Genomic DNA, 20645 nt, shown 5'->3' on the forward strand with positions numbered 1-20645 from the left:
CAAACGAGGCTGCTGACATAATATATATTATCAGCGCTTTGGAGGAGGCTAGAAGGGGTCCAGCGCTGACCAATTGCGCGGTGGCTCAGGCCCTGTCGACAAGGTCGCGGCGCACCCCTGTCCGGCACTTTATGGCACCCGTGCGCCCATGTGGCGCTACACGGGCTGCAACCCAGCGGGTTGACCACTGCGGCAACCAGCCCGCCTGCCGCATCACGCGCGACGGGCGGCTTGTCCCCGACGTCCGCCGTATGCTCAACGTTTAGGGGATTTTGGATGATTTATTAGTTTCCAATAAACCCTTCTAAACAGGCTAATATGGGTATGTGGACAGCATCGACAACCCCTACACACCGAACGCCGGCGCCTCCCCCGAGGTGCTCATCGGACGCGAGAACCAGATCGGTGACTTCCGCGTCCTCCTGCAGCGTCTCGGCAGGGGCCGTTCCGAGCAATCCATGATCGTGACCGGCTTGCGCGGCGTCGGGAAGACGGTGTTGCTGAATCAGTTCCGCGAGATCGCCGCCGACTCCAACTGGGAAGTCGTGGAGTTCGAAGCAAGCAAGTATGACGACAACCGCTTCCGGCAGGCCATGTTCTCGCAGCTGAAAGCGGCGCTGTTGCGACTGTCTCCTCGCACCCGGTGGACAGAGAGAGGCCAGCGTGCAGCGGAGGTTCTGAGCTCATTCGGGGTCGCTGTCGACGGACAAGGCACCTGGTCCCTGTCGTGGGACATTCCGCCAGCAGAAGGCCTCGCTGACCACGGCGACCTCGGTCTTGACCTCACGGATGTGCTCGTCGCGATCGGTGAGGCAGCCGCCGAACGCAAGCAGGGTCTTGTGCTCCTGATCGACGAAGTCCAGTTCCTTCGGACATCCCAGCTCGAAGCCCTCATCCAGGCAATCCACAAAACAGTCCAGCGGAAGCTGCCGGTCACATTCGTTGGTGCCGGCCTCCCGCAGATCGCCGAACTCGCCGGCGATGCCAAGTCCTACGCTGAACGCCTCTTCAAGTTCCCCAAGATCGACTCGCTTGAGGGAGACGACGCCCGGAAGGCTCTGACCGAGCCCGCAGCCGGAGAAGGGGCGGTCTACGACTCGGACGCCGTGGACCTGGCCATCGAAATCACTCGCGGGTACCCGTACTTCATTCAGGAGTTGGGCTACCAGGTGTGGACGGTCGCCACGGCAAACCGCATTCATCTGGACGACGTGCAGATGGCGCGTGAGGCGTACGACGCGAAGTTGGATAGCTCCTTCTTCAGAGTGCGACTCGATCGAGCAACACCACTGCAAACCGCCTACATGCGGGCCATGGCAGAGCTTGGACCCCGAGCGCAAAAGGCATCGGATGTGGCACGCATCATGGGCCGCGAATCAACGCAGCTCGGACCCACCCGAGCTGAACTGATCGAGATGGGCCTGCTGTACACGCCCGAGCACGGCTATGCCGCGTTCACGGTTCCTGACTTCGACCAGTTCATTCTTCGAGCGGTACCTGTCCTGGAGGTACCTCCGATGCAGACTCGACGCAGAAAACCCCCTGAAGCCAAGTGATCTAGCGCGCTAGCGCCCGAGATCCTTACCGCGTTCCTTCTGGGGCCCGGTGCCACGGTTCACGCGTGCCCGAGGCGCGGCCACTTTCCGCGACTCAGTGAGTGTTTGATTGGCGCTCTTGGGGTAGCTCGTCGACGCGATCGCTGCAGCTCGGCCAGCTGCGGAAGTTTGTGCCGCTGTGCGCTGAGCAGGCGAGGCTGAACCGTCAGCACTTACGGTCGAGACGGGCGATCCTTCGACAGCCGGACGGCTTTGCTCCTTCTCGTGGGTGTTCGCGATGCTCTCTTCTGCGGCGCCGTCTGCATGCAGCCGGTCCCGTTCAGCTTCGTGGTCGGCCGCGTCAAGCGAGACGGCTTGGGCGTCGTTGGGCGCAGCTTCCTCTGCCTCTCCTCTCGCTGGCATCTCTTCCTCACGCGTCGGCTCCGACGCCTCCTCCCCACGCTCGGCATCCTGCTCGAGCGTGGCGGCGGCGGCGCGGTCGGCCTGTGCTGCGGCGTCCTCGCGGGTGGCGGCGAGGTAGTCGTCGACGGCGTGCATGAGGTCGTCGCGTCGCTTGTCCTCGCTATCGGGGAACTGGGCCCGGAGGGAATCGACATCGATGCCGTACCGCTGGTGGGCTTGCTCGCGGACGATCTCGTAGACGTCGCGGGCGCCGGGGTCGACGTTCGAGAGCGTTGCACCGTAGGTGGCGGCGTTAGCGATCCGCTCGCCGTTGGCGGTGGCCCAGAACGCTTCACGCCCGACCTGGTCGCGGACACTTCGGGTGACCTGCGCCTGGTCGCGGACGGCGGCCTGTGCGCGCTCGGCGAGCCCGCGGTCGCGCTCCTGTCCGGCGCGCTTGACGGCCTCGGCGACTTGGCCGGCTCCCATCATCGCGGCGCGGATGGCGCGGTCGATGTCGGTGCCGACGAGATCTTCTTCTTCGCTCATGAGCGGTCCCCTATCCTCGTGTCGCTCAGGTCTAGTCGCGGCCCTGGCCGGCGCCGCTCCCGCGGCCTCTGTTCGGGTCGTAGTGCGTGGGTGCGCGAGCGGGCACCGGCGCGGTGCGTCCGGTTCGCTCGGTCGCCGCCTGTTTGGTGGCCTGCTCGAATGTCGCCACGGCGCGGCTGACAGCCGTCGCGGTCGTGGCCGCAGCGGTCAGCTCGCCGCGGGCCCGCTGCGCGCCCTCGACGGCCTTCCCGATCCGGTTCAGCTGACGGAACACAGCCGTCCACCCGGTGACGGAATCCTTACCCGTGGCACGGGCCGTGAGGCGCGCTACGTACGCGGCGTTAGCGCCCATCTGCATGCCCTGCGAGCGGCGCCTTCCGGGCTGCTCGTCGGAGAACTTCTCCCGCTGCGCGAGCCGGGCGAACACGTCGGAGGCGTCCGCGATCGGTCCGTGGTTGCCTCGCTCGAAGTAGAGCGACGCCTGCGCGAACGCACCCGACACGTGGACGGCGGCGTACCGGTCAAACCCTGCGGCACGGTCGGGGATGACGATCTGGTTGGCGACCTCGTTGAGCTGCTTGACCGTCTCCGGTGAGAGCCGTTCGAGCTTGATCCGCTCCCGCACATCGGGGTCGCTGCTACGCACCGACTGTGCGCGTTCCGTCCACGCCGGCACCGCTTCGAGCTCGTCGCCCGGCGTCGAGGACCAGCGGGCGCGCAGCTGCCCGAGTCCGAGGTTCCCGTCGAGCTTGGAGGGCGAGAACCAGACCGGGTTCTCCCGCTTGCCATCGACGACCTCGGGCACGAGAGCGACGGAGAAGCCGACGACCTTCTCCGTGTCGCCTTTCTCGAAACGGGGCCGTACGAGCACTCGCGCGTCGCGGGTCTTGGCGATGAAGTCGGCCTCGCTGGTGGCGGTCTCGGACACCGCCCGCAGTCGGCGGCGCAGCTCGTCGCGCTGCACGACGGGAACAGCGTCCCGCTCGGCGCGTGTGCGCTCGGCCGGCTTGTGGCCGCGCACCCCGTCCTGCTCCTTCTCGCGCGACTCAAGCACCTGCAAGCCGTACTTCTTCTCGAGCACGTTGGCGATCTTCTGCGACCGCGGCTGATCGTTGTGGACGGGCTGCTTCGTGCCGTCCTCGCGGACGAGATTCACGGCGATGTGGATGTGGTCGTTGCCGTTCTTCGACACCCCGTGGCGAATAGCAACCCACCGGCAGGACTTCGCACCGTCCGGGTCGACGAAGCCCATCTGATCGACGAAGTCGTTGGCAATGTTCTCCCACTGACGATCAGACAGCGGCCCCTCGCCAGGGTTCAGGCTCAGCGAGGCGTGCCACATGTGGCCCTCCTTCTCGCCGACCTTCACGTGCTTCTGCTGCTCCTCATTCCACTCACGAACAGGGACCATCACGGACGTGCCGAACACCTTCCGAGGCTGGTCGATCAGGTTCGCCAAATCGAGAGCGTCATCGGTCGTCAACGCACCCAGGGGTGCGGCCTGCAACATGACGTCATGGCCCGCGACGACGTGCGGGTTTTCGTGCTCGTTGGCGCGCCCTTCGCCGACGAGGTACGTCATCAGTCCAGCGGCCCGGCCCCCGCGAGTGATGTTCGGCATCATGACCGCACCGTCACATCGTCAAGGGCTGCATCGATGCTCGCGCACGTGTCGTTGACGGCGCGCAGCGTGTGCGTCAGCTCGTCGCCGACGGGCGCACCTGAGTTCGTCGCGCGGGCGATCTGGTTGACGTTGTTGGACACCGCCGCGAGGTACCGGCGGATGCGGAACAGCTCAACGAGCATGTCGTGACGGTCGGTCGCGGTCTCGCCCGTGCCGTCCGCCAGAGCGGCCTCCACGAGAAGCCGCGGGATGGTGACCTTCCGTGCCTGGGCGCGCTGCAACAGCAGCGCCTCCTCCTCAGGTGTCACGCCCACCTCGTGCGTGTGCCGGCGTCCGCCCTTGACGTTCGCACGGCGACGGCGAGAGGACTCCCGGACAGGTAGCGGCTGATCTGTCATCGGCTCGCCCTTCCCGCCCAGTGCAACGACCCCGCCAGCCGGGGACTCGGACACCAGTCTGACGCATCCGCGACAGCAAGTCGAGGATGCAAGCCATTTACCCCGGGTAAATGTATAGCTTGCTCCCCCAACACGGGGCGCCCCTCACTCACTGTGACATACGGCTGAGTTGAAGGCAGCCGGGATAGGATCCAGCTCGGGGCCGGCTAGTGCTCTCGAGTCGGCTTACCCATAAGGTGGGTTTATGGCACCTGAACTTGACATCGAAAAGACCGAGCAGAAGATGCGCGAGCTCCTCGACGCGCGCATGCAGTCGGTGCGGGCACTTGTGACGTCGCGGCAGTCCGTGACGGACCTGCGCGCGCAGCTCGTAGAGGCCGAAGCAGACGACACGAAGAAGTACTCGGCGGCCCTGTCGGACGGGTGGACAGAGACCGAGCTTCGCAAGCTCGGCATCGCTCCGGCCGACCAGAAGCCTCGCGCCCGGCGCACCTCGACGAGAGGACGTCAAAGCCCCTCAGCGGATGCAGACTCGGCGTCGGCTGACCCCGCCCAAGGCTGAGCCCGCTGGACGCAAACTCCCGTAGCCCGACCGCCCAAAGCTCGTCGACCGAACTAGTCGCGGTGACTTTCTAGTCGCGTTCCCGTCCGCGAACTTGTTCAGGGCGAGCAGAGCTTCGTGTTGTCATCGGTGTTCCCGGTGATCGACCGACCGCCTGCGGGAACGAGGGGTTTGTCTTCTGACGGGAGGCCGCAGCGGTGAGTGCCGCTCCGTGCACACGACGAGTCTTGTCGGTCTCAAGGGCAGGCTTCGTTCGAGGCTCTGCGGCCTGCTCGGCGGTGGTCCGGAACACCCGATACCGCAGCACCACGGGGCACTGCTCGGCGAGGTTCTGAGCGACGGCTTCCGAACGGGATTTGCCGTCCGGTCCGTCGAACACCCCTCGGGCGTACTCGCTGGGAACCCAGCGCCCGCCGAGCCCGTCTCCGCCGGTGAGGGCTGCTTCGTAGGCTTCTTTCCAGCGGCCGCGGATGCGCGCCTCGGAGACCTCGTAGGGCACTTCGACGTCGATGACCTCGACGTCGTAGCCGGCGTTCTCGAGCTGGCGCCCGAGGGCGAGAGCATCCTTCATGTCACTCAAGACGGAGTCGACGACGATGTTGTCGCCCGTGGCGATGGCGTTGGTTCGTAGGGCCCTGGCGAGGTAGGACGATTCCTCGTGCACCAGGGACGCAAGCTCCAGCGGGTAGAAGTTCTCCCCCGCCTCCTGGCGCTCCCGGATCTCGTTCGGGATGAGGAAGTCGTCGTAGCTTCCGTCGGCTTGCGCCTCGTGCAGCAGGGACCGTTTGAACTCGTCGGCATCAATAACGAGGTACTCGCCGCGGTGGTCCCCGAGGACCCCTTTCAGGACCGTGCTTTTGCCGGCGCCGGGTGGGCCCGCGAGCACGATTGCTTTCTTGTCTTGGTGCAGATCCGGTGTGGCTGATCGCACCTCGTCGATGAGGCGCGTGTGTAGCCTCCGCCGCGCCGGAGTGACGTCTCCGTCGATCCACCATCGGGGGTTGTTGACGGTGGCGGTCGGGGCCCCGGGAGCGAGGGCTTGTCCGGGTTTGGACAGCTCGCGAACAGTGTCCATGTGCCGGACAACTTCGTCCGGCGTGAGCAGTTCGGCCAAGACCTATCCGAGCCTGTGGCGGAGGTTGAAGACCTCTTCGTAGATGGCATCGTCGATCAGGCCCAATCGGGCTGCGTCATCGACCTCGGACCAGGCACCAGGCGGGTCGACGATGAGCGTGTCGTACCCGTCAGTCGTACCGCCCTTGACGTACGGGAAGCGGGTGAGCTCGTCGACCAGTTGCTCCCGCGTCAGGAACCCGGCGGCATAGCGGCGGCAGATCTCTTCTGGGGTCGCGCCGGAGAAATTCTCCATCGGCATCAACAGGTTCTGGGCAGTCTTCAGTGCGCTCGAGACTGACGGCTGGGCGATGCCGAGGAACTTCGAGATCTCGCGCTGGCTGTACCGCTTGGACAGGAGCACCAGCTCGCGCCGGTAATCCAGCTCGTCGATGTCCTTCCGCAGCCGCGCCCGAACGGCCGGCTGCGCATCAATGGGAATGTCCATGAGTGCCACGTGAACCACCTCCTATAGAACATTCTATCGCGTGTCGATCCTGGAGACCAGGGCCCGGTGATCAGGTTCCGTGCTGCTTCCAGCACTGGCAGTTGCGATGATCGAACGCTGCCCGGTAAAGCCGGTCGGCCTCGTGATTGAGATGCGCGACTTCGTTCGTGTGAGCGGTGGACTGCAGCTCATAGCCGGTGATGAAACCCGCGTCGTAGATCCGCTGTTCGGCCGGAGTCAGCTCCCACGGATGGACGTCGTCCGTCGGGTCGTCGAAGACGGGCGGCGCATCGGCGTCGGTGGGTGGGGGTACCTCTTCTTCGGCCCATCCTCCCCAGTCCATGACCTACTCCCCCGGCGTCTCATTGTCGGCACCACCGCCGGCGATGACACGGGCGATGTGGTCGGGGCGAAGCCCTGACCAGTGGTCGTGCTCTGAGACCACGACAACGGGGGCGCCGGTGTAGCCGAGGTCGTCTTTGACGTAAGCCAGGGCTCCAGGGTTCTCGGTGACATCGACGACTTTGACCTCGAGTCCTGCGGCTTCGAACTTCTCGATCGTCTTGGTGCACGCGAAGCACTGCGGCTTTTTGTAGACGGTGATCATGGCGGTACCCCCTTCGTTCATTCTGGTGCAGCGGTCAATCAGCGGGGCCGAAGGCGTCGGACCAGCACGTCGGGTGGATGCCCGTGCGGATTAGCTCACGCTCCGGGGCGGGCCGGTTCGGCATGGCGTCTTGGATGGGCTCCCCCTCGGTGAAGAGCCGGTACTCGGCGCGGGTGAGCTCGACGGTGCTCGTCTCCTGGCAGAACATGCACGCAGGGGTGACGTGCGTGACGGGTACGTCGTCGGCTGTCCACGCGAGGACGACGGCCTTGGCTGGGCCGTCGCCGAGTCCGCCGAACACGGCGCGGTGCTCGCCCTCGTGGCCGAGTGGCCGGGTGCACTGCCACCCCGAGATGCTCTCGGGTGCGGACTCGCATTCCATCTGGCTGAGGTCGAGATCGGCGTCGGGGGCCTTGGGGTCGAGACGCCGGACGCCCAGGGTGCTGGGGCGTCGGTAGGTGATGTGCACGGCGGGCCTCACTTGGTCCGGGCGGGGGTCAGGTCCCGCTTGTAGAGGGCGAGGTGCACGGCCTGGTGGACGTCCATCCAGTCGCTGTAGCCGTGCCCGGCGATCTGCACCTCGTCACCGGGGCGGATGAGGTTGCCGGCCCGCTTGATCAGGTTCCCGTCCTCGTAGCACACGCGGACGTGGGGGATGCTGCTGTCGGTCTCGATGACGCGTTGGGCTTCGAGGTGCCCCGCTGCCGTGAAGGTGCGGGCCGTGAGGATGCCGTCACACCCGTAGACGACCTCCTCGGGCATCGCGTCGCCCTGACCGGCAATCAGCACGCTGCCCTGGTGGTCGTAGCTATCGGTCATGCCGTTGAACTTCCGGCCCTCGAACCGGCCCGCGATCTCGTCGACCTGGCCGGTCGTCGGGCCGTCGGCCCAGCTGACGTTCATCCACGACGACGCGGTGCCGGTGCTGCACCGAACACTGAACTTGACGCCGGGGAACGCCGCTCGAAGCTCCGTCCGGAGCAGCTTCGCAACGTCTTTGGTGGGGATCATGGTGCTCATGGGGTCTTGTCTCCTGTCGGGGGGCCTGCTTGACTGGATGGAGCGGGACGGACCCATTTCGGTTGGGTCCATCCCGCTTCTGCGTGCCCGCTAGTGGTCGCGGGTGAGGGTGTCGACGAACGTCGTGTAGTCGGTCCCGCCGATAGCTGCCGTGTGGCTGAGGGTCCAGCCGTTGCGGGCGTGTCCGGCGAGGTCGCTGTCTCGCTCCCCCAGCTTCCGGAGCTGGCGCTGTAGGCCCTCCTCCTGAACGACGGGAACGACGGTGGTGACGGTCGTGATCTGCTGAGCCATCTGATCTCTCCTTCTCCTCCTCGTTTTTTTGCCGTGAAGGCGGTTTTCCGCCTTAGCGACCGAAGGGCGCAGTGCAACCCGAAGGGCGGCAGGGGAGAGAATTCCGGCGCGAAATAAGGGAGCGCAGCGACCGCGTGCCGGAAATCTCGGAGGAGCCGGTGGCGTAGCCACTTGAACGGAGACCCGGAGGTGGCTACGAGGAAGCGCAGCGACCGAGCCGCCGAAGGCTTCACGGCAAAACAACGGCCCGCCAGGGCCAGACAGGGTCGACGCGCAGCGGCGACTCCACACGGGAGCGAAGCGACCACGAGCGCAGCGACCTCGAGCGCAGCGAGTGGGGGTGAATCGTCGCAGCCGGCCCTGCCGGTGTGCACCGAGCTCCGTCGAGGTGCACCGGGGAGAGATGAGGGGGCGAAGCCCCTTCGTGTCTCACCGAAGGTGGGACGCCGGCGCCGGAGAACCGGAGGGGCGGGGAGGAGCCCACTTCGATTAGGCCCTCCCCTCCCCCGGTTCTAGCTCTCGTCCATGGCGGTCTCGTCGTAGTCGTCACCCTCAGCGTCGAACGGGTCGAAGTCGCCGGTGTGCTGGGTGTCGTCAGCAGCGGTCCCCCGGATGCTCTCGGCCTGGGCTGCGTGTCGGGCAGCGTCGACCTTGCCGCCGTCGACGACGATCTGCTCGACCTCGGCCAGGCCGTAACCCCAAGCGGCCAACTGCTCGAAGTAGAGACCGTCGAGGCCGGTCGGGTTCCGCCAGGTGCCCTTGCTGGTGCTGGACTCGATGCCGCCGAGGGTCACGGCGACCATGACGTGCAGCGCCTTCGCGGGGTGCGCGGCGGCGTACTCCTCGATAGCGGTTGCCTTCCAATAGGAGGCCGTGGCCTCCACCCCCAGGAACGTCGCGGCGAGGCCGTTTCCATCGGTAATGCCGTGACCGACGGTCTGGCGGTGGCGCGTGAGTGCCACGGCGACCCACTGCTGGGCGTCCTTCGGCATGGTCTTGCGCGAGAGGAACTCGGTCAGCCACTCGCGGCGGACGATCTCAGCGGAGGCCCACGCCTTGTTGTTGGCGATCAGGGTGCGGCGCTCGGCCTTCTGCTCGTCGGTCATGGGACCGGCGGCACCGGCGCCGCTGCTGCGGTCACGCCACCCGAGGGCCTTCATCTGGGCCTTCGTCACGAAGAACTCCGCCTGAGCGTCGGTCGAGCCGTAGTTCGATCCGACGAACGCGGCCCGACCCTCGACCGTGGCCAGGGTCTCCACGGTGACCTGGTTGCCGTCGGCGTCGTCCAGGTATGAGACCCGGACATGCTCGGCCTCGTAGTAGCCGGGCTGACGGTCGAGGATCGTCCAGCCCTGCTCGACCAGCTCAGCGGTGCGGGCAGCGATCGCGGCGGCGCGGGCGCGGTCGTCACGGGCGCGCTGCACCGAGTGGGGGAACTGCGCGGGGCGCTGGCGGGCTTCGGTGGAAAGCTCGGCCAACACGTCGGCGTCGTCCTCGAACTCGATCAGCACGGCGGCCTGATCGAGCGTCAGCTCGTAGAGGTCCGCCGACTCGGTGACCGCTGCGCTGTCGGCGACAGCGAGGCCCTTCTTCACTTCCGCCGCTTTGGTGCCGGTGCGGCGTCCGATGGTGGCTGCGCTCATGCCGTCGAACGACAGCTGCTTGAACGCGGCGACCCTTTCGGACTGCTTCACGCCCTGGCGCTGATCGTTCTCGACTAGCTGCTCGATGATCCGCGTTGCCGTGTCGTCGTCCCCGGTCACGATGTACGCCGGGATCGTCGCGACGCCCGCTTCTCGGGCGGCGAGGGTGCGGCGCTGCCCGGCCCGGACGTGCACGCGGCCCTGGTCGTCCCGGCGCGCGAGGATCGGTACGAGGACCCCGTTCGCCTTGATCGACGCGACGAAGTCTTTGTCGATCGTCACGTCGAGTCGCACGTTCTCCTCGACCTCGATGCTCGTGGGGTCGATGTGTTCGATGGTGCCTGCGGTAGTGGTTGTCATGTTCTTCTCTTCCTCTCGTTTTTTTGCCGTGAAGGCGGTTCCATCGCCTGAGCTACCGGCGGGGCCTGTGCAACCCGAAGGGCGGAGGAGGAGAGAAGTTCGGGGCGAAAGAAGGGAGCGCAGCGACCGCGTCCCGCACTTGTCGGGGGAACCGGTGGCGCAGCCACTTGAACAGGGCCCAGAGGTTGCTACGAGGGAGCGCAGCGACCGAGCCGCCGAAGGCTTCACGGCAAAACAACGAGCCCGTCAGGGCGACACAGCGCCGCGCAGCGGCACCCCCGGGAGCGAAGCGACCTCGAGCGCAGCGAGTGTCCTCAGCCCTTGATTTTCCGCGGAACTCGGGGCCGTGAGGCGCGTGTAATTTGTCGCGCTGCTCCCCCGGAATGAGGACCGCCCCGCGCACGTGGTGAGGGCGCACGGGGCGGTGTGGCCGCCTGGGATGAAGGCAAGGCCTCAGAGGTCTGATCCTCTGGTGCCCTGGACGGTAGCCGAACGAACGAGACCCCGACCAGGGGCCGTCGAGGCCTCAGAGACAGCCAGCGGGCAGAGAGGGGCCCCGGGTGCGGAGGGGGGTGCACACCGGGGCCAGGGGCCAAGTGGGGGAACTTGGCCTGGATCAAGCGTAACCGCAGGCCGCTGGTGAGTCCTCAAGCCGCGCCTATAGCGGCCAGGCGTCGGGCTCCGGTGTGCTGCTCGCGATCAGTGCGCGGATCTCGCGGTCGTGCTGGATTGTCCACGCGACGGCGGAGTTGAACGACTCGGCGGTGTGGAGCCAGGGGCGCCGGCCCCCGGCGTCTCGGCAGTGCGCGTAGACGTCGAAGACGAAACCACCCTGCACAGGGCGCTGCCGGACGTAGCCGAGTGGATCAGTGACGACCTGCCGGATCTGCCACAGGCCCTGCCCGCCCGGGATCGGCGGGACGGCGTAGGGGTGCTTGTAGGGGCGTCGGCGCAGCACGGCGGCCGCCTGCTCCCCTGATCCTCGAACTCCCATGAGCTGGACGGTAGAATCAGCCACCGACACGGCCCGGGGTGAGGCCTCCGCGCAGAGTCTCGATCTGGATAGTGGTCGGCCCTAGGGTGTGGCCATGTCGACAACCGCGGCACCTCCGTCGTCGCCGGGTTCCCCGACTCGACGCTCGGTGTGGACGCTGATGGGCTCCTCTCGGCCTTCGGGACTATCGAGGCGATGACACATCGGTCGACGTGCCCGTGCAGCTCCTGTAGCGGGTGGCTTCGCCAGCGTCGGCAGGCTCGGAAGCGACACGTTCGGCACGAGGTGCAAGCTCGGACTAGACGTCGCTGGAAGGGTCGACACGGCTGATGTCGAAGCGAATTTTCTTTGGCACTTTCCCTGTGACCAAGACCGCCAGGGAACCGTTGCCGGAGAGCCGGGCGGTGACGAAGTCGGCCTTGGTGCGGGCCGCGGTGATGTCTCGCTGGATGCGTTCTGGATCTTCGTCCTCGGCCAAAAGATAGAGGTTTCCATCAACAGTCATGGTGTATTGGTTCATGGCTCGTAGTGCTCTTCGAGCAAACATCGAGCGCGCCCCTGGACGTTGTTAGAGGCCCGGACCCCGCCGCGGGCCAGGCACCCGAATGCCGGCACAACGGCGGCGGGGTCTGGGCCTACCCGAATCCTGATCCAAACTCGAGTCCTCGAACCGTAATACGACACCAACCCGACGTCTACCGAATGGAACTCTGGGGCCTCGTTCATGACGAGAAGGCGAAACGCCTCATGTCCACAAATCGAACTCACTAGCGCGCAACCGCTGGCACCGGCGTAGCGTTCACCCCTGCTTCCCCGGGGCCCTAGCCCTGACCACCCATCGAGCATGTGAAGCGTGCTCGGGAGGCAGGGTGCCCTTCTGGCCCGAACCGGAAGGGCGCCACACCCTTCATTCGAGGTCGAACAAGAACCCTGCGACCAACCTCGCAACCGCGTATCTTCTCGGGCACGTCGGGAGGCCGCAGGCCCACCGACATCGGGGTACAAGGATTCGGGTCCTCGTACTTCTTGGTGGGGCCGCCGCGCAGGGGTGCGCGATGCCGGCCCCGCCTCCCCTGGAATGACACAGCCGCCGCGACGCGGATCAGGTGCGTCGCGGCAGCCGGCCGAGGCGGGACGCCGCGGGTCTCAGATAACGACTGTCCCTGCACGTAAACCATCGCGCGTGCCAAACCCCATTAAGGGGGCCTAGACGTCGCCCTGTCGAGGGTCAAGCAGATGTCTGTTCACTATTCGGCGAAGCTCGCACCTGCCCGAGCACGATGAAAGCGCCAAAACCGCCCCAAGCCTTAGGGAAACTTGGGGCGGCTGTTGCCGGCGTGTACGCCAGTTTTTCTCCAACTTCACGCGGTGCTCATGAAGGCATCGACGCGTGAGCTCGAAGCAAGTCGGGATAGGCGACCCGAATCGGTCCACCCCATCGCGTTACCAACGCGCTTGCCTAGACACAGTTCACATCAGTGACGCATCCCATGCATCCCCCATTCGAGATCTACTCGCATTTCAGCCAGCGCACACCATGAGAGGTATCGGCTAGGCGCTGTCTAGCCAAAGGTCAACCCTTGGACTCTTCGGACGTCAGTTGGCACCCTGGTCTGATGGACCAAATCACAATGAGTGTGAACGGCGCCCTCTACGTGCTGACCCCTGGGCAAGACCTCGAACAGATCAAACGCGACGTCGCTGCCGCTGCCCGTGACGGAGCGGACTTCGTCACCGTGTCGATCTTCGGTAACCGCACTCTGAGTGTTTTGGTGGCGCCCGGCGTGCAGATCACCCTGCAGTCCGAGACCGTCGACATTGACCACCGAAGCGACGAGGATCTCATCGCCCCGTTCGAGACCTCAAATTTTGATGATTACCACCCCTGGTACTGACTCGGAGAGCCAGCGAGCAGTTGACATCGACGCCGGAGTCTTCCAGGCCGTCCGTGACTGTCTCGAGGGCATCGAGAACGACGACGGAACGTCGACGTGGAGCGATCACGTGACACGCCTCCGTGAACGGCTCCACGGGCCAGGTTGCTCTCCGCCGTCCTGAGCGGGTCGGCGGGGTGAGAGCGCAGGCTGGGGAAGCGAAGGCACCCGCCTCGTGGCACGACCGAGCTGGAGGAGCACGCATGAGCGACACCAAGCGACCGGCCACACCTGCCAACCCCGACACGGTCGATCCCGACCACGGTACCGAGCCCGACGGAACACCCGTCGAGAACCCCTCGGGCTAAACAAAGGGGACGCCCTTCCCGCCGAGGAAGGGCGTCCAACTCCCGGCCCGCGACTGTCTACCCGCGGGATCGATCCTCTAGCGGGTACCCGCGCTCAGGAATTGTCAGCCTTACGGGCCTTCTTCGCTAGCCTGTCCCGCTCTCGGATGAGCGAGTCGACAGTCCCCGCGTCCAAGGCGTCGATGAACGGGTTGATCTGACCTGTGCGCTGTTCCACCACGGCGGTATACGCCGCAGTCGCCTTACGAAGCTCCACAGCAGCACGTGCCACCTTCTTCGGCGGTACCGGCTTCAAACCAGACAGCTGAGCGTGCTCCTCAACCGCCTGGATGAGATCTTTCGCGGCTGTGTCGATCTTCTTCGTCATGAGATCTTGATACCCCTTTCAGGTAAACGGGACGAGCATGCAAGCCCTAGGGCGGTGCCCTGATCGATCCGAGCGGAGCTACCGCAACAAAGCGACGGCAACGAGGCCCACGCTGATCGCACCAGTAACAGCCAGCCCCACCCATGCGACTGCGCTCGTTGTCCCCGAACTCCCCTGCACGTCATCGCGTTTACGTCGCCCACGAGGCACGGAGGCTCCACTCATCCGGATGCGGCAACAGCTTGCACACGAAAGCGGCATCGGCTGGCCGGATATGGCCACTTAGCCATCGTTCCAATGGAGACCAGGCCTGTGCTTGACGCACCTCCGGCGAGGCGCCAGCTGCCGTAACCAAATGACAGTCACGTCCTACCGAGTCGGCGGCCCGTTCGATGACCCAACAACTGCCGTTCAGGCCATCGACAGACTGCACGACATCCTCCGGCACCTGATCTACCGGCCGTTGCACTCCGGGGAACACCACGACGCCGACGGCACCCTCCGGCTCACCGCTCCCACGATGCTCTGGGGCGGCTACGTCCGCCTCGCGTTCGACGAGATCCGCCCAGCCGGCGCCGGCTCCCCGCAGGTCGCCCGCCGCCTCCGCGCAGCACTGCTCGACCTCCTCAGCATCGCCCCACCCGACCGCACAGGACCCCTTGAAGAACAACTCGCTCTCCTGACCGAGCTCTCGACCGCCCGGGCAGCGACTGTCTCCGACGCTCGAGTCGCTCAGATACCCGACCCCTCAGGCATCGGCTCAGCCGCCGACCTCGTCACCCCCGCCTCGAACGCCCGGCCCGACGAAGAAAAGACAGCAAAGTCACGAGACGAGGACTGAGCGTCACCTGTTTCGGCACACCAACTTTCACCAGGGACGAGGCCCCACCCGGTATCAGGCGCTGGGCTGGCATGCGACTAGGTTGCGAGAGCAGCCCAGACCTTGCTACCCAGGTGGGGTTTTCGGATTTGCTCAGGTTCCCCGCCAAGGATCGGCTATCAAACACCCGCGTCGAGCTGGCCGTTCATGGCACCTAGCCGAGAAGGACGACGAATTTCGAAGCGTCGTCGCGACTGATTGTCCGCCTGGCGCACTGGTCCCGTCACGGGCCCCATCCTCTGCCCGCGACGAGTACGAAGAGTCGTGGAAGGCCGCGCCAGCGGTCCGGAAAGGCAAGAACTCATGTCTGAGATCACCGCCCACCACGGGCTCTTCAAGAACACCGACCTCCACGTCGACGACACCGGTGGAACGGGACGCACCGTCGTCCTCATCCACGGCTGGCCTCTCTCGGGCGAGTCGTGGAGCAAGCAGGTGCCCGCGTTCGTCGAGGCCGGCTACCGGGTCGTGACCTACGACCGTCGGGGCTTCGGCCGGAGCGACAAGCCCAAGACCGGATACGACTACGACCACCTCACGGAGGACCTCCACACGGTCCTCACCGAGCTCGACCTGAACGACGTCACCCTCGTCGGCTTCTCGATGGGTGGCGGCGAGGTCGCCCGCTACTTCACGAAGTACGGAACGGAGCGTCTGCACAGCGTCGTCTTCGCCTCGGCCGTCCCGCCGTACCTGATGAAGACCGACGACAACCCGGACGGCCCTCTGACCAAGGAGGCGGCCGCCGACATGACCGCGGGCCTCACGAAGGACGAAGACTCGTTCTACGACGAGTTCACCACCGGCTTCTTCTCGGTCGACGGCGTGCTGAAGGTGTCGGAGGCCGACCGTCAGGACGCGCTCCGTCTCGCCAAGCAGGCCGACAAGACCGCGGCCCTCGAGGCCATGGCCTCGTTCGCGAACACCGACTTCCGCGACGACCTGACCCGGGTCACCGTGCCGACGCTGGTCATCCACGGCGACGGTGACGCGACCGTCCCCTACGAGGGCTCCGGTGCGCGGACGCACGCCGCGATCGCCGGTTCCGAGCTGCACGTCATCGCCGGCGCTCCGCACGGTGCGAACGTGAGCGACGCCGACGAGTTCAACCGCGTCGTCCTCGCGTTCCTCGCGAAGTAGGACCAGGACGCGGACTCCGAGAGCGCGGCCCCGGCTAGACAGCCAGAGCCGCGCTCTCCTGCCGTTGAACCAGCTGGCCGATCCCAGCATCAGTCCGCGGTGACAGCACGAGGAGGCGGGGATGCTGGGATCCAGGGACAGGCGGACTCTCCTTCGTGCGTGAGCATTCTCCTACGGTCGATTCAGCGGCCCCAGAAGGGACGGCACGAACCTAGGAGCACGTCACGTGGACATCGCCGGAAACACCATCCTCATTACCGGAGGCACCTCGGGCATCGGCCTCGGCCTGGCCCTGCGACTGACGGAAGCGGGCAACAAGGTCATCATCGCGGGACGGCGCACAGAACTACTGGACGCGATCACGGCCGAGCACCCCGCCATCTCCGCCATCGAGCTCGACGTCACCGACCCGGACTCCATCGCCCGGGCGCGCACGAATCTCGAGATCAGCCACCCCGACCTGAACATCCTGGTCAACAACGCCGGCACCCAACTCCGAGAGGATCCCCTCGACCCGTCCGACATCCGGCTCGCGGAGCAGCAGATCGCCACGAACCTCCTCGGACCGATCCGAACCTCGTACGCCTTCACCTCCCTACTCGCCGGCAGGAAGGGCGCGGCCATCGTCAACGTCACCTCGGCCCTCGCTTTCGTCCCGTTCCCCGCGACCCCGACCTACAGCGCGACGAAGGCGGCGCTGCATTCGTTCACGGAGAGCCAGAGGATCCGACTCGCCGACACGGGCATCCAGGTCGTCGAGATCGTGCCATCGGGCGTGCGCACGGACCTGCTGGGCCAGAAGAACAACCCTGACGCCATGCCGCTCGAGGACTTCCTCGACCAGGTCATGACCCAGTGGCGAGAGGACCCCGACGCCCACGAGCTGGTCGTCGAACCCGCCCGGGGGATCCGCAATGCGACGGCCGACGGAACCTACGACGGTCTCCTCGCCATGTTCAGCACACTCTGACGGCATCCGCCGGTCCCCGCTCCCGAACGGGAGACCGGCGGTCTCTGGCTGAGACACGCCCCGCGCCCCATGATGAGGGCATGGACAAACGCTTCCTCGCCGAATTCCTGAGATCACGGCGCGAGCTGCTGCAGCCGCGAGATGTAGGCCTCTCAGTCGGACCGCGGAGGCGTGCACCCGGCCTCCGACGGGAGGAGCTCGCTCAACTCGCCGGCATCTCCACGGACTACTACGCGCGCCTCGAACAGCAGCGAGCACCCACACCCTCGACGCAGGTCGCCACATCCCTGGCCCGCGCCCTCCGCCTGACGCTCGACGAGCGCGACCATCTCTTCGCCCTCATCGGCCACAACGCGCCCAGCCGCTTCGACCGAACCGACCACGTCAGCCCCGCGCTCATGAGCGTGCTCGACGGACTCCACGAGATCCCCTGCCTCGTCCAGAACGATCTGCACGACACGCTAGCGATGAACTCCCTCGCCGAGACCCTGCTCGGCGACGAAACCATCCACACCGGTCTCGCCCGCAGTGGGTTCTACCGCTGGTTCACCGATCCCACCGAAAGACGCCTCTACCCACCGGAAGCACACGAGATACACGGACGATTCCTCGTCGCCCGCCTCCGGATGGCGACCACGACCGGAAGCGACACCGCCCGAGCCGAACACCTCGCCGCCGAGCTCTCCCATTTGAGCGTGGAGTTCGTCCGCCTGTGGAACTTCCACGAGGTGGCGCTCCGCTACGACGACTGCAAGGTCCTGCTCCACCCCGAACTCGGCAGGATCGAGATCGACGCCCAGATGCTCTTCACCGAGAACCGCTCCCAGACCCTCCTCGTTCTCAACCCCAGCCCAGGAAGCGACAGCCGCAGCAAACTCGATCTCCTCACCGTCATCGGCCGGCAGGACCTCGGACTCCCCATCACCCCGGAATGACCACCGCCGACCGATCCCCCACCACCCACCGTCGAAGGACCCCAGCATGCACATCCCCGCGAACGCTGCTCGAGAGATACCCACCCCGGACGGGACGATCTGGAAGTACTCCGTCAACGACGCGGTCGGCATCTCGTACCAGACCCTCACCGCAGACACCCCTGAAACCGGCCGGCACCTGAACCGGGAAGTCCACGAGATCTACTTCATCATCGAAGGCAACGCCACATTCACAGTCGGTGACGAAGAGCACGAAGTCGGTGAACGGGACATCGTCGTCGTCGAACCCCTGGCCGCACATTCCATCAAGACCACGGGGCTGACCTACATGACCATCACCCGGCCGGACTGGCACTACGAGCAGTACGAACTCATCGACGACGAGTGACACCCACCGTCCCACCGGTCAGCACTCGAAGCGCGACCGGGAACCTTCGCGGTCGACGTTCGAGGGGTAGGCGCTGCGCGTCGTGGCCGCCATCTCGTCGAGGATCCGGTCACGTCTCCCCGACCGGCGCTCCTCGCTCAGCTGTCCGCCGACATCAGCCGCGGATCGAGGCCGTACTGGTCAGGCGCGCCCAGGTTCTCCCGCAGCGTGCTTCCCTCATAGTCGTCGTGGTACAGGCCGCGCGCCTGCAGGATCGGAACGACCTCGTCGACGAAGGTGTCTATGCCGTCCTCGTTGACGTCGATCGAGATCCAGAAACCGTCGCAGGCGCCTGCCTCGAACCACTCCTGCAGATGGTCAGCGATGACGGAGGCCGGCCCGACCGGGGTCGGGTGGTAGTCGATGACCCCGTGCGCGAGGACATCGCGAATCGTCCATCCTTCGCTAGCCACCTCGAGCGCACGGGCCGACCTCGGGTCGTAAGGGTTGGGACGCGCTGAGGCGAGTTGCTCCGCTGTGAGAGGAAGGTCGAGCTGTTCGAGGGTCAGGGGAACCGGCAGGCTGAGCATCGCACTGAGATACGGCACTCGGTCGGCGACGGTCAGCTCGCCCAGCGCCACCCGACGGTCAAGAGCCTCGCGTTTCGTGGGGGCGATCGCAGGCATCACACCGGCGAAGAACTTCACCTCGTCGGGGTTCCGTCCCGCCCGGCGCGCAGCCTCTCGTAGGGCCTCGCGCTGCTCTCTGGCGTCGTCAATCGTGAAGACGGCACCGACGACGCCACTGGCGTACCGCCCCGCGATCTCCGCCCCGTTCGCTCCCCCGCCGGCTGAGAAGATCACGGGCTGACCCTGCTCGGAGGGAGGAAGGGGCAGCGGCCCCCGCGAGGCGACGTACTCGCCCTGCAGGTTGATCGGCCGGATCTTCGCGTTGTCGGCGAAGCGACCGCTGGCCGTGTCTTTCAGCCATGCGCCCTGTTCCCAGCTGCCCCAGAGCGCCTGAACGATCTGGATCGTCTCATGGGCGCGTTGATACCTCTCGGGACGCGGGGCGATCGTCTTGCCGTAGTTCGCAGCGGCGGCGGGATCGCTCGTGGTGACGGCGTTCCACCCGGCTCGGCCGTGACTCATGATGTCGAGGGCTTTGAATTGCCGGGCGAGATTGAACGGCTCCATGAAGGTGGTGGAGCCGGTTGCGACGAGCCCGATACGCGACGTCTCACGGGCGATGGCGGCGAGGGTCAGCATCGGGTCGAGCGTGATCATGAGCGATTCGCGACTGAGGTCGCGCTGTTCACCGAGGAAATCGGGGAGAAACAAGAACGCGAACTTGCCCCGCTCCGCGGCCTGGGCATAGCGCACCTGGGCGTCGAAGCTCGTGTAGTTCGCCGGATCCACACCGGGGGCACGCCAGGCCGAGGTCTGCGACCCGTAACCGTTGCCCAAGTGCATTCCGAGGATCATCTGCTTACCGGTGGTCATGCGTCTCCTTCGGTTCGACGGTCGGGGTCCCCGCCGCGCTGCAGCAGGGATTCGCGCGAGCGGGCGACCACGTCCTCGTCGACGGGTGGAAGTGGCAGTTTGCCGGCGGAGGGGCGAAGACCAGCGAGGTGGATCGCCGCGTGCCGCCGCCAGGCCTCAGGCGCATGGTCTCCGGCGGTCTCGATGATGCCGCGGAGCGCCCAGAAGAGCAGGTCCAGGTCGGTCACCGAGGCGTCAGCACGGATGGTCCCCTGGGTGGCGGCGTCCTCGAGCAGGTCCGCGATCAGGACCCGATACTGCCGGCGCAGGGCGGCGGTGCTCTCATCGCTCCAGATCCTCGCCAGGCAGCCCCGGTTCGCCGACTGGACTTCGCCGAGCGCGTAGACGAACTGCTCGAGTCCGCGGCCCTCCCGAACCGTCTTCGCTGTGCTTGCGAGAGTGATGACCTGCTTCATGAACTCGTGTACGAGTTCCGCGATCAGTGCATCTTTCGTGGGGAACCGCCGGTACAGCGTGCCGACCCCCACTCCCGCCATCTGGGCGATCTCCTCGACTCCGGCGTCGAGCCCGTGGTCCGCGAAGACTTCACGTGCGGCGTCGAGGAGACGCTGGCGATTCTTCGCCGCGTCGCGGCGTAGAGCTCGGGGCTCGACGTGCTCGTGTTCGCCGCCGGCGCTGGTCTGAGTGGTCATCTCT

General features: G+C 66.1%; 24 protein-coding genes. 8 read left to right on the forward strand and 16 right to left on the reverse strand.

The features are described from left to right. The first annotated feature begins 326 nt into the window (after positions 1–326). Positions 327–1556, forward strand: coding sequence for an ATP-binding protein (locus tag ASF17_RS13985; RefSeq protein ID WP_055801443.1), 1230 nt, complete (start codon positions 327–329; stop codon positions 1554–1556). A 9-nt stretch (positions 1557–1565) separates the two neighbouring features. Here ASF17_RS13985 and ASF17_RS13990 read toward each other — a convergent pair whose 3' ends face one another. Genes ASF17_RS13990 through mobC form a run of 3 tightly spaced genes read right to left on the reverse strand, consistent with a single transcriptional unit; the run spans position 1566 to position 4562 of the window. Next, on the reverse strand, positions 1566–2486 hold the full coding sequence (locus ASF17_RS13990; protein ID WP_055801447.1) for a hypothetical protein: 921 nt from the start codon (positions 2484–2486) through the stop codon (positions 1566–1568). Between the two features lie 31 nt (positions 2487–2517). Next, positions 2518–4110: a relaxase/mobilization nuclease domain-containing protein gene (locus ASF17_RS13995; RefSeq protein WP_156357450.1), complete on the reverse strand. Its 1593-nt coding sequence runs from the start codon at positions 4108–4110 to the stop codon at positions 2518–2520. Continuing rightward, positions 4107–4562 carry a plasmid mobilization relaxosome protein MobC gene (mobC, locus tag ASF17_RS14000; protein ID WP_235476652.1) on the reverse strand — a complete coding sequence of 152 codons (456 nt, stop codon included), beginning with the start codon at positions 4560–4562 and terminating at the stop codon, positions 4107–4109. The genes ASF17_RS13995 and mobC overlap by 4 nt, the downstream gene beginning before the upstream one ends. A 190-nt stretch (positions 4563–4752) precedes the next feature. On the opposite strand from mobC, the gene ASF17_RS14005 reads away from it, so the two are divergent. Further along, positions 4753–5070 carry a hypothetical protein gene (locus ASF17_RS14005; RefSeq protein WP_055801453.1) on the forward strand — a complete coding sequence of 106 codons (318 nt, stop codon included), beginning with the start codon at positions 4753–4755 and terminating at the stop codon, positions 5068–5070. Positions 5071–5140: 70 nt separating this feature from the next. Here the strand turns inward: ASF17_RS14005 and ASF17_RS14010 are convergent, their stop codons facing one another. From ASF17_RS14010 to ASF17_RS14055, 10 genes are all read right to left on the reverse strand, one after another. Next, entirely contained in the window at positions 5141–6184 is a 1044-nt protein-coding gene (locus ASF17_RS14010) for a zeta toxin family protein (RefSeq protein WP_162236433.1), read from the reverse strand. A 3-nt stretch (positions 6185–6187) separates the two neighbouring features. After that, positions 6188–6640, reverse strand: a complete 453-nt coding sequence (locus ASF17_RS14015) for a hypothetical protein (RefSeq protein ID WP_442855750.1) — start codon at positions 6638–6640, stop codon at positions 6188–6190. A 61-nt stretch (positions 6641–6701) separates the two neighbouring features. Beyond that, positions 6702–6974 carry a hypothetical protein gene (locus ASF17_RS14020; protein WP_055801464.1) on the reverse strand — a complete coding sequence of 91 codons (273 nt, stop codon included), beginning with the start codon at positions 6972–6974 and terminating at the stop codon, positions 6702–6704. A 3-nt stretch (positions 6975–6977) separates the two neighbouring features. Next, the gene (locus ASF17_RS14025) at positions 6978–7238 is read right to left on the reverse strand and encodes a glutaredoxin family protein (RefSeq protein WP_055801466.1); all 261 of its coding nucleotides are present in this window, start codon (positions 7236–7238) and stop codon (positions 6978–6980) included. A 34-nt stretch (positions 7239–7272) separates the two neighbouring features. Beyond that, on the reverse strand, positions 7273–7707 hold the full coding sequence (locus tag ASF17_RS14030; protein ID WP_156357451.1) for a hypothetical protein: 435 nt from the start codon (positions 7705–7707) through the stop codon (positions 7273–7275). A gap of 8 nt (positions 7708–7715) precedes the next feature. After that, the gene (locus ASF17_RS14035) at positions 7716–8258 is read right to left on the reverse strand and encodes an LPD29 domain-containing protein (protein WP_055801473.1); all 543 of its coding nucleotides are present in this window, start codon (positions 8256–8258) and stop codon (positions 7716–7718) included. A gap of 90 nt (positions 8259–8348) precedes the next feature. Beyond that, positions 8349–8549, reverse strand: coding sequence for a hypothetical protein (locus ASF17_RS14040; RefSeq protein WP_055801476.1), 201 nt, complete (start codon positions 8547–8549; stop codon positions 8349–8351). 512 nt (positions 8550–9061) lie between these two features. Beyond that, complete coding sequence (locus ASF17_RS14045) at positions 9062–10552, reverse strand: ParB/RepB/Spo0J family partition protein (RefSeq protein ID WP_055801479.1); 1491 nt, start codon at positions 10550–10552, stop codon at positions 9062–9064. Positions 10553–11210: 658 nt separating this feature from the next. Continuing rightward, positions 11211–11546: a hypothetical protein gene (locus ASF17_RS14050; protein ID WP_156357452.1), complete on the reverse strand. Its 336-nt coding sequence runs from the start codon at positions 11544–11546 to the stop codon at positions 11211–11213. A gap of 298 nt (positions 11547–11844) precedes the next feature. Continuing rightward, a complete protein-coding gene (locus tag ASF17_RS14055) occupies positions 11845–12066 on the reverse strand; it encodes a hypothetical protein (RefSeq protein ID WP_055801486.1) in 222 nt (73 codons plus the stop codon). A gap of 1096 nt (positions 12067–13162) precedes the next feature. Between ASF17_RS14055 and ASF17_RS14060 the strand changes: the two genes are divergently transcribed. Further along, on the forward strand, positions 13163–13441 hold the full coding sequence (locus ASF17_RS14060) for a hypothetical protein (RefSeq protein WP_055801489.1): 279 nt from the start codon (positions 13163–13165) through the stop codon (positions 13439–13441). Between the two features lie 441 nt (positions 13442–13882). Here the strand turns inward: ASF17_RS14060 and ASF17_RS14065 are convergent, their stop codons facing one another. Next, the gene (locus tag ASF17_RS14065) at positions 13883–14155 is read right to left on the reverse strand and encodes a hypothetical protein (RefSeq protein ID WP_055801493.1); all 273 of its coding nucleotides are present in this window, start codon (positions 14153–14155) and stop codon (positions 13883–13885) included. 355 nt (positions 14156–14510) lie between these two features. Here ASF17_RS14065 and ASF17_RS14070 point away from each other — a divergent pair, with 355 nt between their 5' ends. The 5 genes from ASF17_RS14070 to ASF17_RS14090 all read left to right on the forward strand — a co-directional run bounded on the left by ASF17_RS14070 (position 14511) and on the right by ASF17_RS14090 (position 18468). Beyond that, the gene (locus ASF17_RS14070) at positions 14511–14996 is read left to right on the forward strand and encodes a DUF2254 family protein (RefSeq protein WP_055801497.1); all 486 of its coding nucleotides are present in this window, start codon (positions 14511–14513) and stop codon (positions 14994–14996) included. 342 nt (positions 14997–15338) lie between these two features. Next, positions 15339–16175 carry an alpha/beta fold hydrolase gene (locus tag ASF17_RS14075; protein WP_055801500.1) on the forward strand — a complete coding sequence of 279 codons (837 nt, stop codon included), beginning with the start codon at positions 15339–15341 and terminating at the stop codon, positions 16173–16175. Between the two features lie 226 nt (positions 16176–16401). Then, positions 16402–17145 (forward strand): SDR family oxidoreductase, encoded by a 744-nt coding sequence (locus tag ASF17_RS14080; RefSeq protein ID WP_055801504.1) that lies wholly within the window; start codon positions 16402–16404, stop codon positions 17143–17145. A gap of 80 nt (positions 17146–17225) precedes the next feature. After that, complete coding sequence (locus tag ASF17_RS14085; protein WP_055801507.1) at positions 17226–18080, forward strand: helix-turn-helix transcriptional regulator; 855 nt, start codon at positions 17226–17228, stop codon at positions 18078–18080. A 46-nt stretch (positions 18081–18126) separates the two neighbouring features. Next, the gene (locus ASF17_RS14090; RefSeq protein WP_055801510.1) at positions 18127–18468 is read left to right on the forward strand and encodes a cupin domain-containing protein; all 342 of its coding nucleotides are present in this window, start codon (positions 18127–18129) and stop codon (positions 18466–18468) included. 137 nt (positions 18469–18605) lie between these two features. Here the strand turns inward: ASF17_RS14090 and ASF17_RS14095 are convergent, their stop codons facing one another. Further along, positions 18606–19949: an NtaA/DmoA family FMN-dependent monooxygenase gene (locus ASF17_RS14095; RefSeq protein ID WP_055801512.1), complete on the reverse strand. Its 1344-nt coding sequence runs from the start codon at positions 19947–19949 to the stop codon at positions 18606–18608. Beyond that, positions 19946–20641: a TetR/AcrR family transcriptional regulator gene (locus ASF17_RS14100; RefSeq protein ID WP_055801516.1), complete on the reverse strand. Its 696-nt coding sequence runs from the start codon at positions 20639–20641 to the stop codon at positions 19946–19948. Before ASF17_RS14100 ends, ASF17_RS14095 begins: the two co-directional genes overlap by 4 nt. Positions 20642–20645: the final 4 nt, after the last annotated feature.

Origin of the sequence: Frigoribacterium sp. Leaf263 (assembly GCF_001422285.1) — a bacterium.
GTDB lineage: Bacteria > Actinomycetota > Actinomycetes > Actinomycetales > Microbacteriaceae > Frigoribacterium.